This window comes from Spirosoma flavum (assembly GCF_042686045.1).
In the GTDB taxonomy this organism is placed as follows: domain Bacteria; phylum Bacteroidota; class Bacteroidia; order Cytophagales; family Spirosomataceae; genus Spirosoma; species Spirosoma flavum.
In genome coordinates this window covers 1-13263 of sequence record NZ_JBHUOM010000042.1, presented here as the reverse complement: position 1 = coordinate 13263, position 13263 = coordinate 1, and the positions used below count along the sequence as shown (strand labels likewise).

10 protein-coding genes and 1 pseudogene are annotated in these 13263 nt (G+C 47.8%); 9 read left to right on the top strand and 2 right to left on the bottom strand.

The features are described 5' to 3' along the window. The first annotated feature begins 4 nt into the window (after positions 1–4). From ACFS25_RS27740 to ACFS25_RS27720, 5 genes are all read left to right on the top strand, one after another. Complete coding sequence (locus tag ACFS25_RS27740) at positions 5–3385, top strand: SusC/RagA family TonB-linked outer membrane protein (protein ID WP_381507833.1); 3381 nt, start codon at positions 5–7, stop codon at positions 3383–3385. A gap of 50 nt (positions 3386–3435) precedes the next feature. Next, positions 3436–4971, top strand: a complete 1536-nt coding sequence (locus ACFS25_RS27735; protein WP_381507831.1) for a RagB/SusD family nutrient uptake outer membrane protein — start codon at positions 3436–3438, stop codon at positions 4969–4971. A 351-nt stretch (positions 4972–5322) separates the two neighbouring features. Beyond that, on the top strand, positions 5323–5562 hold the full coding sequence (locus tag ACFS25_RS27730) for a carbohydrate-binding protein (RefSeq protein ID WP_381507829.1): 240 nt from the start codon (positions 5323–5325) through the stop codon (positions 5560–5562). Positions 5563–6165: 603 nt separating this feature from the next. Continuing rightward, complete coding sequence (locus ACFS25_RS27725; protein WP_381507827.1) at positions 6166–6915, top strand: SDR family NAD(P)-dependent oxidoreductase; 750 nt, start codon at positions 6166–6168, stop codon at positions 6913–6915. A 50-nt stretch (positions 6916–6965) separates the two neighbouring features. Then, positions 6966–7547 (top strand): TetR/AcrR family transcriptional regulator, encoded by a 582-nt coding sequence (locus ACFS25_RS27720; protein WP_381507825.1) that lies wholly within the window; start codon positions 6966–6968, stop codon positions 7545–7547. A 501-nt stretch (positions 7548–8048) separates the two neighbouring features. On the opposite strand, the gene ACFS25_RS27715 is transcribed toward ACFS25_RS27720, so the two are convergent. Beyond that, on the bottom strand, positions 8049–9197 hold the full coding sequence (locus ACFS25_RS27715; protein ID WP_381507823.1) for an ATP-binding protein: 1149 nt from the start codon (positions 9195–9197) through the stop codon (positions 8049–8051). A gap of 815 nt (positions 9198–10012) precedes the next feature. Between ACFS25_RS27715 and ACFS25_RS27710 the strand changes: the two genes are divergently transcribed. The 4 genes from ACFS25_RS27710 (at position 10013) to ACFS25_RS27695 (ending at position 12807) form a co-directional block, all read left to right on the top strand. Then, positions 10013–10588, top strand: coding sequence for a Crp/Fnr family transcriptional regulator (locus ACFS25_RS27710; protein WP_381507821.1), 576 nt, complete (start codon positions 10013–10015; stop codon positions 10586–10588). 96 nt (positions 10589–10684) lie between these two features. Beyond that, positions 10685–11098: a DoxX family protein gene (locus ACFS25_RS27705; RefSeq protein WP_381507819.1), complete on the top strand. Its 414-nt coding sequence runs from the start codon at positions 10685–10687 to the stop codon at positions 11096–11098. A 21-nt stretch (positions 11099–11119) separates the two neighbouring features. Next, complete coding sequence (locus tag ACFS25_RS27700; RefSeq protein ID WP_381507817.1) at positions 11120–12097, top strand: quinone oxidoreductase family protein; 978 nt, start codon at positions 11120–11122, stop codon at positions 12095–12097. A gap of 443 nt (positions 12098–12540) precedes the next feature. Next, positions 12541–12807 carry a hypothetical protein gene (locus ACFS25_RS27695; RefSeq protein ID WP_381507816.1) on the top strand — a complete coding sequence of 89 codons (267 nt, stop codon included), beginning with the start codon at positions 12541–12543 and terminating at the stop codon, positions 12805–12807. 325 nt (positions 12808–13132) lie between these two features. Here the strand turns inward: ACFS25_RS27695 and ACFS25_RS31905 are convergent. Next, a pseudogene (locus ACFS25_RS31905) lies at positions 13133–13263 on the bottom strand (IS110 family transposase); the annotation flags it as partial.

Sequence of the window (13263 nt, the reverse complement as noted above, 5' to 3'; positions counted from 1 at the left end):
TGACATGAATCGCTACTCAACTGAGGTGAGCAGGCTTCTGATTTGCCTTATTCTGTTAGGCAGTCTGCTCCCCGATCAAGTTACCCAGGCTCGCGAGATTGCAGGCGCTGAGTTGATTATTGGGATACCAGCCCCCGGAGCGACGGCTACGCGCTTAGCCCGTATATCGGGAACGGTAACCGATGAACAAAATCAACCGATTCCGGGTGTTAATATTGTCGAAAAACAGACCCGGAAAGGGACGGTTACCGATGCTACCGGGCGCTTTACGATTGATGCAGCGACCGGCTCAACACTGGTGTTTTCTTCTGTTGGCTTCGCTACACAGGAACTAGTGGTTGGCTCGCAGTTGACGCTTGATGTAAGACTCAAAGAAGATGTCAATCAGCTCAATGAGGTCGTCGCCGTGGGCTACCAGACCTTACGAAAAAGTGATGTAACCGGTGCTATTTCCAACGTAAAAGCCCGTGAACTGAACGTAACAGCCCCAACACTGGGACAGGCTCTGGTGGGCAAGCTGGCGGGGGTTCAGGTCTCACAGGTGGGCGGGGCTCCTTACAACACGACCAAAATCCGGGTACGGGGTATTGGTTCGATTAACGCCAGTTCCGATCCGCTTTATGTTATTGATGGCTTTCCCGCTGGTAACGATGTATTCATTAATCCCAGCGATATTGAGAGCATTGACATTTTGAAAGATGCTGCTTCGGCGGCTATTTACGGTTCGCGGGCGTCGGGTGGCGTTGTCCTGATCACTACCAAACGGGGAAAAGACGGGAAAGGTAAACTGGACTATGAATACCAGTATGGCATTAATCAACTAGCGAAAAAAGTAAAACTGCTGGATGCCAATGGATTTGCCCAACTGATGATCGATGGCCGCAACAATACATACCGTGATCTCGTGCAGAACAGTGGAAAGACTTGGAGTGATGCCATGTTTTCAGACAATAATGCTACCCGTATTGCTAATGTGGGTAATGCGGGATCGGTTAGTATCCCAACTGATATTTATGACTTTGCGACCCAGAAACTAATTGCGCCTAAATACAATACAGACTGGCAGAATGAACTCTATCGTAGTGCACCTGTCAGCCGTCATAACCTCAGTTTTTCGGGTGGTAACAACGGCGTTCGTTATCTGCTCAGTGGCAGCTACCAGAACCAGCAGGGTATTATTGTCGCTACGAAACAGGAACGGGTAAATTTCAGAGCTAATATCGATGGCGACATCAGCAAGAAGTTTAAGGTAGGAGCCAGCTTTTTTGTGACCTCGACCAACAACCGCGAGGTGCAGGAAGGCCGTTTTAATCAGGGACCGATACTGGGGGCACTCATCTATCCACCAACCTTCCGGGCTTACGACGATAATGGTAATCTGGTAAAAAACGAAGTGGCTGCGCAGCAACCCGTCTATGGCTACCAGACCGTCGAAAATCCGGTTGCCTTAGCCCTAGAGACCAACATCACCCGCAAAGGATTGCGAGGCACATACAACGGGACAGCCAGCTACGAAATCATTCCTGGTCTGGTCGCCAAAGCCAACCTCGGCTTACAGACCTACAACGAGAAGTATGAATACTACCTGCCAACAAGCCTAAGTAGCGGCAACAATCCACCATACTCAGCGCAAGCCCTTGCTGCGGCTACGGCCACGGCGCAAACCTTGACGACCCAAAATGTACTGGCCGAATTCACCGCGACGTACACCAAACAACTTGGCAAACACCACCTCAACGGACTTATTGGTTACACTGCTCAGAAAACGAATCTTGATCAGATCAGCGTGTCGGCGCAGGGGTTTCAGAATGATGCCGTTCAGGAAATTACGGCCAAAGGCGCTGATCCCAGCAATTTTTTCCTGAATGCTAATACCAACACCAGCAGTACTGGCTTTACCGGAACGGGTAAATATGAGGAGACGCTGCTCTCCTACCTGGCCCGGGCGGAGTACAATTACGATAACCGCTACTACCTGACAGCGGCCTTTCGAACAGACGGATCATCGCGCTTCGGACCACTTAATCGCTGGGGTAGCTTTCCCTCAATTTCGGGTGGCTGGACCATCTCTAATGAGCCCTTTTATACCGACTGGCTCGGAGCTGCTTCGACGCTCAAATTACGAGGGAGCTGGGGCAAGACGGGTAATTATAACATTCCGCTATATGGCTATCAGCAAACGATGGCTAGTCCCACGGGGGCTGTATTTGGCGCGGGAACCATCCAGACTGCCTTCTATTCGGGGGCGCTCAAAGATCCAAAACTGGGATGGGAATCGACTTCGCAGTATAACCTGGGCGTTGATGTTGGCCTTTTTAACAACCGGCTCTTGTTAATTGCCAATGCCTACCTCAGCGACTCTTACAACCTCTTGTTTAACCAGCCGATTTCGGCTATTTCCGGGGCAACAAGCCTGCTGACCAATCTGCGTAATTCCAAAATCCGCAATCAGGGGTACGAGTTTCAAGTTGATGGACGAGTTATCTCTACCCAAGACGTTAAGCTTAGTTTGAGCGGTAACATCTCCTTCAATCATAACAAAGTGCTGAATATGGGCGGTGCCAACACAATTCTGGTGGCGGGTGCCGAGCGCTCGTACATTACCCATATTACCCAGGAAGGCCAGCCGGTTGGCATGTTCTACGGCTTTAAGGTGGTGGGAATGGTCAGGCAGAAAGACATGGATAATCTGGCGGCCGATAATGCGGTTTACAACGCAGCCACGCAGTCATTCCCGGCAGGCTACGTGTTGAAAGGACCCGCCCGGTCAACAGCCTCAACCAATCCGCTCCGCCCCGGTGACCTGATTTTTCAGGATGTGAATGGCGATGGTGTCGTAAATGACGCGGACAAGCAGGTGATTGGTACACCATATCCGAAGTTTACGTACGGCTTTTCAGTCAACGCCAGCTATAAAGCCTTTGATGCGAATGCGTCATTCAACGGAACGTATGGTAACCAGGTGCTTGATGGTCAGGACTATTACGTCTATAACATGGAAGGATCGGGCAACCAGTATGCAACGGTGGCTGATCGCTACCGCTCGGAAGATCAGCCTGGCAATGGCCAGGTTTTTCGGGCCTCGCGGGGTGGCACGCAAAGCAACAGCACACGTTTGTCCTCTTTTTATTTACAGAATGGCTCGTATCTACGCTGCACGAACATTACACTGGGCTATAATCTGCCCGCTGCCCTACTGACGAAAGCCCGGGTGAGTGGGCTGCGTTTGTATGTCAATGTCAACAACGCCTTTACGCTCACTAAATACAAAGGCTACAACCCTGAGGTGGATTATAATAACGGAGCAAATCTGTCGCCGGGTGTTGATTATGGGAAGTACCCGCTGGCGCGGGGCTATAATATGGGTGCTCGGATTACATTCTAAAACCCGCGCCTTCAACCTGGTTCGTCTACCTTCAAAAGCTGTTCTATCTCATGAATCATATATCATTTTCTCGTTTTCTACCCGTTCTGGTACTAATCCTGCTGGGATCGTGTCGTCAGGATTTCCTGATTGAAAATAACCCGAATGCCATTGTTACCGCCGACTATTACAAGACCGAAAACGACGTACTGCTGGCACTGAATGGTGTATATCAGGCCCTACGCGACAACAATGGTGTTGCTGAGAACAGCGGTCTTTTCTCAGAAGAACGTTCGGATAATACGGGAAGGAACGACAATCAGTCGAACGCGGGCGAGCCGTTTCAGTTCAACGCTTTTGCCCTTTTGCCAAGTAATTCCTATTTACAAACTCACTGGAATGCCTTATACCAGACAATCACACGGGCAAACTACGTGCTGGCTGGTTCGGAAACGGTGAACTTTGCTAAATCCGAAACCAAGACTCAGTATCAAGCCGAAGCCAAGTTTATCCGGGCATTGATTTATTTTCATCTGGTTCGGAAATGGGGTGACGTTCCGCTGGTGACGAAGCCATTAACGAGCCCTGAAGAGGTAACGGCCAACACCTTTCGCGAAAAAAAAGAGAAAGTATACGAGCAGATCATAGCCGACTTGACCGACGTTATAAATAGTCCGCTACCCGATATACAGTCGGCAGCTAACAAAGGACGCGTCTCGAAAGTAGCTGGTAATGCACTGCTAGGACAGGTCTATCTGACCATGGCAACCACACTTGATCAGGCGAACCGAAACGCTAATCTGACGCAGGCCAAAACCTTTCTGACCAACGCGTATACCAAACGAACATTCGGTCTGTTAAAAGAGATTCCGTATGCTGATGTATTCGATGTAAGCAAGAAAACGACTAATCCGGAAACGATTTTCCAGATTGTGTATAAACAGGGTGACATAAATTACTCGTCCAGCATTGCGGCTAATACCCAGGCCCAGGGCGAAACCATCAATTCACTTAAAACCACAACTGGTGTGGGTGGCAACGTTACGCCTGATTTAGTGAAAGAGTACGAAGATGGTGATCTGCGGAAAGATTTCTCGATCAAGTTCGCTAATGCAGCTGTAGTGAAAGATTACTTCATTACTAAATTTCGGGATGCCAGTTCGACGGCTGGACCCAACGGGTATGGGGGGAACGACTGGATTCTGATGCGCTATGCTGATGTTATACTGATGCTGGCTGAAGTAAATCTATACATGGGTGACGAAACCTCAGCTATCAGCTTTCTGGATCAGGTTCGTGATCGGGCCAAACTGCCGCTTTATAGTGTTGCCAAAGTAAACCCGACCTACAGCGCCAAATTCCCAACGCTTAAGCTCGCCATTCTGCATGAACGGCGCATAGAATTAGCCTTCGAAAATCAGCGGTGGTTTGACCTGTTGCGGTTCTTCACACCGGCAGACCTGGTTACGTATATCCGTTCGAAAAGCCAGGCTGATTTTGGGGCTGCTCAATTAGTCAACTTCGGCACGAAGGATTATTACTATCCTATTCCATTCAACGAGGCCAAGCTGAATCCAACGGGTATGTACCAAAATCCGGGTTATTAATCTATGTAGTCAAACCGTGGGATGTACTGGCCGCGTCCCACTTTTTATACAGTTGCAGGGTTTTGTTGCCTAAATCTGAATTTGTCAATGCTTAGAATTTACGCACATACACAAATTCTGACCCTGGCCTTAACTTAAGTTTCTATAACACTTATTAAAAAACCTCCCATTTGCAACGGATGATTTACTGAATTTGCTTTTTGCAGCAGGTTCTAATTCAATTCTTAATCAAGCTGTACGAGCCAGTTTTCATTTGACTTTACCAACTTGGTTTAAACCCGACAGGTCTGTGCAAGAAATAGTGCAATCTGCAATCGTACCTGGCGATGAATGGAATTGACTTAACCGGTTGTGCTCTCGTTAATGGTCGAGCTGGGTGTAACCCTCGAACTGCACCTGGATTCGCCCACGGGTACGCTCGTGGGGACATCACCGCCTGTTTCGGCAGCTAAAACCACTAAATATAGTACCATCAAGATAGCGTCTTTGCCTACTTCAGATTTCCACACACGTTACATTATCGGTCGGAATACCAGAGCTAAGGTAGATGAGCCCTTACTGCATATCTCCCGCATTCAATTTCAACCATAAGTCGTTAACCCCTGCCTTATTACCAAATTCACATCTAAAATAGTGGCGATGTCTAACAAGGAAATGGAGTCACCGGATGTGGCCAGAAAATGATGGCCATTCGCTTTCGGATGCGTCATGGCCTTAAGGTGCAAATCGGCGACAACACGAACGTTTACATAACTGATGTAATCTTGGAGACGCCTTTCAACTAGCTGTTTAACATCTGGTTGATGAATTGGATCGAATGGGAATAATCGGTACCAAGCACAGATCCCAAAATGCCAACCAGGTTAATGGAGGCCAACTCAAGGCCTTTCCCTTTTTTAAAAGTCCAACAAGACACTAACTGGCGATAAAACCTGATTCGCCGGTGACCAGAACCTGATCTAATGGAGTCATACGAGTAAAAAGCTGACGCACGAAGGTATGACGCTTACAAACCCGGCATTTTGTTTGAAGACGTATTTACTCTGTTTAAAAGGCCGGGCTAATCAAGCATAGCTCTATATTCATCGCTTGCGATTCATTTCATTATTTATTTTTCCAATTCCGGAACGAATAGTCCAGAATGTTGGTATATATGGAACGTTCATTCCGATAAAATAATGACCGTCTTAGACTATGAAAAAATTAGCGAGTAAAGTAGCGGTCGTCACCGGGGCTTCGAAAGGGATTGGTGCTGGTATTGCCAAACAGTTGGCTGCAGAAGGAGCTTCTGTCGTTGTAAACTATGCTTCCGCCAGAGAAGGTGCTGAACAAACTGTCGCCGAAATCGTAACGAATGGCGGCCAGGCAATTGCAGTACAAGGCGATGTCGCTAACCCGGCCGATGTTGATCGTCTATTTAGGGAAACCGAAAAAGCGTTTGGTAAAGCCGACATTTTAGTCAATAATGCGGGCGTTTACAAATTTGGTAGCATTGAGGACATTAATGAAGAAGATTTTCATCGTCAATTTAATATTAACGTACTTGGGCTACTCTTAGCGACCCAGGGTGCGGTTAAACATTTTGGCGAAAAAGGAGGCAGCATCATTAATATTGGGTCTGCCGTTACGGCTATTACACCGCCTGGAAGCGCTATTTACACGGCAACAAAAGCAGCGGTCGATTCCATAACGCAGGTATTGTCGAAAGAATTGGGCGTCAAAAATATCCGTGTCAACTCGATCAATCCAGGGATGGTTGAAACCGAAGGGACTCATACCGCTGGTTTTATTGGCAGTGATTTTCATAAAAATGCTGAAAAAACGGCCCCGCTTGGCCGTATCGGTCAGCCCACTGATATTGCGCCGATTGCGGTATTCTTAGCGTCCGACGAATCCGGTTGGCTAACCGGCGAAACACTGGTTGCCAGCGGTGGCATACGCTAATCCAGGTAGAAATTGTTAAATTGCCCGCCTTGAGCGGGCTTTTATCGTTTATGGCCAGAACAAAAGATTTTGATGAACAAGCCGTGTTGCAGCGAGCGGTGTGCCTTTTCTGGGAAAAAGGCTACAATGGCACGTCTATGCAGGCCTTGGTGGATGGCCTTGGTATAAGCCGGTCCAGCCTATATGATACCTTTGGTGATAAGTACCAGCTTTACCTGAAAGCGCTTGAAACGTACAAACAACAGTATGGAAGTCAGTTATGTAGACTGACCGGCGAAGCCGCTTCGGCCAAGGCCTCCATACAAAAGCTATTAGACATGGTCGTCACAGACCTGCTCAGCGACGAACAGCGTAAAGGGTGTTTTATGGTTAATGCCGGTGTTGAACTGGCCAGCTACGACCCGCAGGTCAGTAAGCTGGTGAGCGAAACCGAACAGCAATTGGAAGAGGCCTTTATCCGGATTATTGATCAAGGCCAGGAAAAAGGGGAAATCGGAAAAGAGAAAAATGCCCAGGCGCTCGCCCGCTTTTTAAACAACACGATTAAAGGCATGCAGGTTTCCGTTAAGTCTATCAATGACCGTCGCTTTTTTGATGATATCATTCGGACAACACTCCTGGTTCTGGACTAACTCATCCCCATTGAAGCGTCTCGATGGCAAAGCTTTATATATACGATTAAACGCATTGTTTAAGCCTGTTCCAGACAGATAATCCGGTCTGTTTAGTTTAATCGGCACGATGCCTTATTCGGCAAAGCCAGTTATGACCTTTCGGGTAGAGCGCTGCGAAATAGCGGGACCGATGTCAACAGGGTGCAATGACAAAAAGATACAGCACAGTTCGTCAGCCGCTGCTGCCGCTCTGAAAAATCACGGTCCGCCGTGGCAGTCACAACTTGGCTATAGCTTTACCGTTCTATCCCTGTTAGCGTACAGCTAATTGTGAGATACCCTCAATCTCATATTTGGAGATTTTTCTGAACGGTATCTGAGTAGGAGTGAAGTGCTCCTAAACTGCCCTTTTTGCGTCCAATAAACCCGTTCAGTTTAATCGTTCAGAGTTTTTGATAGGCGGGAGGTTTTACTGAACGGTTATGGTATATTATCCAGTCGTGGCCAGAATAACCTATGTCAACTGGCAGGATAGGAGGGCACGATAAAGTCTACATAATTCTCTTGGTGAACCACCTCGAATGTCGCATTCGGATAAGCCTTGTCGAACGAACCCGGTACCCGTACCCGCCGATTTTGCCATTTAAACTCAAACGCGGATAGATGGCCATCCTCTTGTTCGAGCAAATCAATCTCTTGCCCATCATACGTGCGCCAGAAATAGGATTCGACCGCACGACGCTGGTAGCTATTGACTTTACGCCGTTCGGCTATCAGATAATTTTCCCATAACGCCCCTATATCCTGGCGTTGGGCCAATAAGCTAAAGTTGGGAATCAGGGCATTTCGAATGCCGTTATCAAAGAAATACCACTTGGAGCTTTTGGTAACCTCCTTGCGCAGGTTATTACTGTAACCACCCAGTCGGAAGATGATGAACACTTTGGCTAACAGATCCAGGTATCGTTCGACCGTGCTTTTACTGATACCTAATTGCCGACCTAACTCGTCGTAGGATACTTCACCACCCGCTTGCAAGGCGATGAGTTGCAGAAGCTGGAGCAACTTGGCCGAGTTCTTCACCTGTTCATACATCAGGATATCTTTGAGCAGGTAAGAATTGACCAACTCACGTAAGTAATCTATTTTCTGGACAGAAGTTGCCAAGCCGACTACCTCGGGATAACTCCCGAAAACGAGTCGGTCTTCGAGTTGCTGTCGAGTTTGCAGGCTATTCTCATTACGCCCTAATTCCAATTGGGCAAGAGGAAACAAGTCAAAATGTATCCGTCGACCGGTTAGCGGTTCGCCTGTCTGGTTGGTTAGATCAAACGCCGATGAGCCTGTGGCAACAATGGTTAGTTTGGCGAAGGAGTCGATCATCAACTTCAACACCCGCCCAACTTCGGGTACTGCTTGGGCTTCGTCGATAAGTAGTAGTTCGGTATCACCCAACAATCGTCCATAGGCTGCCACACTCCGCTGCGCCAGCAGTGCCTGCACGTCAAAGTCTTCTCCGTTCAGCCATAAGGTTACTAGCCTTGTTTGTTCTTGAATCTGTCGAAGTAGCACCGTCTTGCCCACTCGACGTGTGCCCGTTATAACAATGACTTTATTGCTTTGAAGTTGTTCTTGAATAGCGGGAAAGATCGTTCGCGGATAGATCAAACTGTTAATTCAGCTAGTTAAGTAGCAAATTAACTATTAATTTGTCTTGCGTAGTGACTGAATTAACATTTATTTCTTATATATTTAGTTACGTTGAATAATTATGTGGAATAGTTGCTTAAACGCTGGACCGGGGCGGTAAAAGCGCCAGATTATTGGCCATGAAATAGCTCAAGCTATCTGGTGTAAAGTGAAGATTTGGATGGTACTGACCGCATCACGGTGACCACCGCAGTGCGGCCCCGCTTAATTCCCTTTCCATAGAACAACGACGGCTAACCCTCGGGCGACCCGGTCAAAATGCTATGAAATCTACCGTAGCGAAGTACGTCGGAGTGAGACCGCAACCAAGCAGTGAGGATTATCGGGGCGGCCCCTTCCGTACTTTTTTGTAGATGTCTCCAACCTTAATTGAAGGGACGTTTAATAAACGTTAAACTGCTTTGAAGCTTCATTTATTGAATGCCCGTTTGATAAATGTTAAACCTGATGTAGAAGATGGTTTGTGTTTTACAAACTCATCCCTTGCGCATAAATGAGACATTGATTAGTGATGGGACCGCCCATGCAGGTGGCAATTTGAGAATATTGTCAACAGCTCTAGATCTTAATTGACAAGACTACTGCACTTACTTGGGGAAAGGGGCGTTTTTCGAGATGGTGTTGTTTGTTCAGTTCTACGCATGACTTCTCCACCTCAGGGCTCTCTCTATCGACCGCTTATAGCATAACTGCGGTGGACAGATGGCAAAACCCACCCGTCGATTGGTTACTTTGCGGCAGCCATTCTTAGTAGCCAAATTAGCTAATCCATTATGTTCGAGAAATTTAGAAAAAACTTTCCATTGTCGCCCGAAAAATGGGATGAGTATATCAGCTACTTCCGACCCATCCATGTACCGGCCAAGACCATTCTGCTTCGAGAAGGTGATATTTCCCGCAAAGCGTATCTAATCGAGAAAGGATGCCTGCGTGTTTGGTTCAATAACAAGGGGGAGGATATCACCTTCCAGTTCTTTTTTGAGAACAGGACCGTCTCTTCCATTGAAAGCTTCAGAAAGAGTATTCCGAGCTTGTTTTCCATTGAGACGATTGAGCCCTGTACCTTATGGTGGATTGACAAAACTAGTGTTGATAAAATTATAGAAGAAGTCAGTGCGCTACCGGCTATGAGGAGCCAAATTCTGGAGGCTTTATTTGGGCGCACCCTGGATTATATGAAGCATTTTCTTTCATTTATCCGGGATACACCTCAAGAACGCTATGAGAAGCTGTTGACTCAAGACCCGCATATCGTCCAGCGTGTCCCTCAGCATTATATTGCTTCCTACCTCGGCGTGAGCAGTGTTCACCTCAGCCGGATCAAAGCCAAAATCGCCCGGGCAAAATAGGAAAGGCAGGCGTTTATATTTAATAACAAATGTTATCGTTGGAGGGGCTATTGCCCCTCTACTTTTGTATCAGCAACAAGCAAAATAAGCGATACAATGAAACGACTAACGATTCTCTATTGGGTGACGACGGCCCTGTTCAGCCTGTGGATGCTCGCCAATGCCTATGCGTATATAACCTCAGAAGAAGCCCGACGCCTGTGTGTTCACTTTGGTTTCCCCAACTATTTCCGCATCGAGTTGGCAGTGGCTAAACTGATTGGCGTAATCGTACTGGTGCTACCTAGGCTAAAAGGGAGGGTCAAAGAATGGGCCTACGCCGGCTTTTTCATCACCGTGGTGTCAGGCTTTATTGCCCATCTAGCATCTGGTGACTCCTTCCGCGAGTCGACATCGGCTCTGCTGGCCTTGGTGTTGGTGTTGGTTTCTTATGCCAGCTACCACCGCTTACAACCAATTAAATCGATTACTAAATCAACAGCTATAGGTGTTTTGACGGCCGTAGTTTAACCTGTAAACTTGAAAACAATCATGAAAGCTGCCATCATGTATCAGCCAGGGGATGGGCCGCATTATGCGGAGGTTCCCAGTCCCGTTGTCGCCAACGAGGATGAAGTATTAATGACCGTTAAGGCGGCTGCGATTAAGCATATTGACCGTGGCCAGGCGAGTGGCAAACATTATTCAGCCGATGCTCAACAAGCCAATCAGGCAAAGGTCATTGGGGGCGACGGAGTGGGCCTGTTGGCCGATGGCACCCGCGTCTATGCGATGGGTGTGAGTGGTATGGTCGCCCAGCAAGCTGTAGTAGAAAAAAACCGTATGGTTCTCATACCTGATGGGTTAGATGATGCCACGGCAGCGGCCTTGCCTAACGGCGTAATTGGGGCGGCTATGGGGTTACGCTTCCGGGCAGGTATTCAGCCCGGCGATGTAGTCTTGATCAATGGCGCAACAGGCTTTACAGGCCGGGTGGCCGTACAGATCGCCAAACATTATGGCGCTAAAAAAGTGATTGCCACGGGGCGCAATCCCGACTCCTTGCAGGCCTTGCTACGCTTAGGAGCGGATGAGATTATTTCAGTAAATCAAAGCGACGAAGACTATCTGGCTCAAATCCGGACGATCTATAGTAGTACGCCATTCGATGTAATCATCGATTATCTATGGGGTCACTCGGCGGAACTGCTACTGGCTTCGCTGAAAGGCAGAGGAGCCTTTACCCATCCAGTACGTTTTGTCTCAATCGGAAGTATAACCGGCGATAAATTACAGCTATCGGCTGAAAATTTGCGGAGTGTTAATCTTCAACTGTCGGGCTCGGGTCTGGGTAGTTGGACGCGTCAAGAAGTGGATAAACTGTTTAATGAAATCTTACCTGAAATGTTTCAATTGGCGGCTGACGGAGGGCTTGAGGTGGATACGGTTACGGTGGACTTATCCGAAATTGAATCCATCTACAACATAGCCATCTCTGATGGAAAGCGACTCGTCATGACCATGAATTAACGCTTGTATAGAAGGTCTAGGACGTATGTGGACGCTTTACAGGATTGGCTAAATTAAGACTCTTCAATCGACCTTTCGCTCAAAACCTCCTACTCATGCCTGTCCACCGGCTCAACTACATATGTCTGCTTGGCAGTATATTAGGGCTACTGTTGCTGTTTAACAACTGTTCAAGACGCCAATATCCAGATTCGCATGTGGCTTCGTGTTATCCCAATCATACCTACTATACCACGTCCTATTAATGGACGACTCCGCCCGATTCGTCGGTGAATTCACTGCTTTCCCGGTATAGTCGTTATAATCTAATGGTAGCTCATGCCGCAGGATTGTTGCTGTCACGTCCTAAAATAGGTTTACAGCCCCCAACTGAACTGTAAGTTGGACGAACGACAAAAAGCAGTACGAGAATACTTGCTGGGTGGGTGTAGCTACCGACACAATTGGAAGAAAAGTATGGCATCAGCCATGCCACACTAAATCGATGTGTGATCAAGTATAAAGCGCGTCAACAGGCCAAACTAAAAGGCGTGGGCTTATCTTCAGATCCCATGAAGCCCCAACCCGATCAACTGGCCAGCGTTGAGCAACTCCAGAAGCTTTTAGAGCAGGATTGCCTACGCAATAAGCTGCTAAACGCGATGCTCGATATAGCCCAGGATGAGCTACAACTCCCGATCCGAAAAAAGTTTGGCCGCATCGGCCTTTAGATTTGAGCCGCTGTACGATTCCAAGATGAGTCGTGTAACTTGATGCCACTCACAAAGCGTGAGCGACCAACCCCAGCAGATACACCTTAACGCGTCGGCAAGGCTAACGACCTATGCGGGGCCGCCCGTGCGGACCGATTAAAGACTCTGCTGGGATTTTTAGACGTTGTCTTCAACCGGGTGGCCGGAGCCATAGAAATGCGGGTTCGTGGCCCATGAGCAAGCGGGGCGCCCCGTGGCGTATTGAAGGTGTCTATGTGTCGGTCAACTCGTTTACTTTTTACCCTGTAAAGTTATGCAATTCGACCGCACGGATTTCCATGGCTTATGCAAGCGTTGGCGCATAGTTTTTATCATATTTCTGTTGGCGGTGAACCACCGAGCAGACACGATGGATGAGTTTGTTGCGAACCGCGTTCAGTACTAACATTTTGTTTTTGCCATCGCCTACTTTCC

Bases quoted from the DNA above. Each gene is read 5' to 3' on its own strand.
- ACFS25_RS27740 (WP_381507833.1), top strand. From the start codon at position 5: ATGAATCGCTACTCAACTGAGGTGAGCAGGCTTCTGATTTGCCTTATT.
- ACFS25_RS27735 (WP_381507831.1), top strand. From the start codon at position 3,436: ATGAATCATATATCATTTTCTCGTTTTCTACCCGTTCTGGTACTAATC.
- ACFS25_RS27725 (WP_381507827.1), top strand. From the start codon at position 6,166: ATGAAAAAATTAGCGAGTAAAGTAGCGGTCGTCACCGGGGCTTCGAAA.
- ACFS25_RS27720 (WP_381507825.1), top strand. From the start codon at position 6,966: ATGGCCAGAACAAAAGATTTTGATGAACAAGCCGTGTTGCAGCGAGCG.
- ACFS25_RS27710 (WP_381507821.1), top strand. From the start codon at position 10,013: ATGTTCGAGAAATTTAGAAAAAACTTTCCATTGTCGCCCGAAAAATGG.
- ACFS25_RS27705 (WP_381507819.1), top strand. From the start codon at position 10,685: ATGAAACGACTAACGATTCTCTATTGGGTGACGACGGCCCTGTTCAGC.
- ACFS25_RS27700 (WP_381507817.1), top strand. From the start codon at position 11,120: ATGAAAGCTGCCATCATGTATCAGCCAGGGGATGGGCCGCATTATGCG.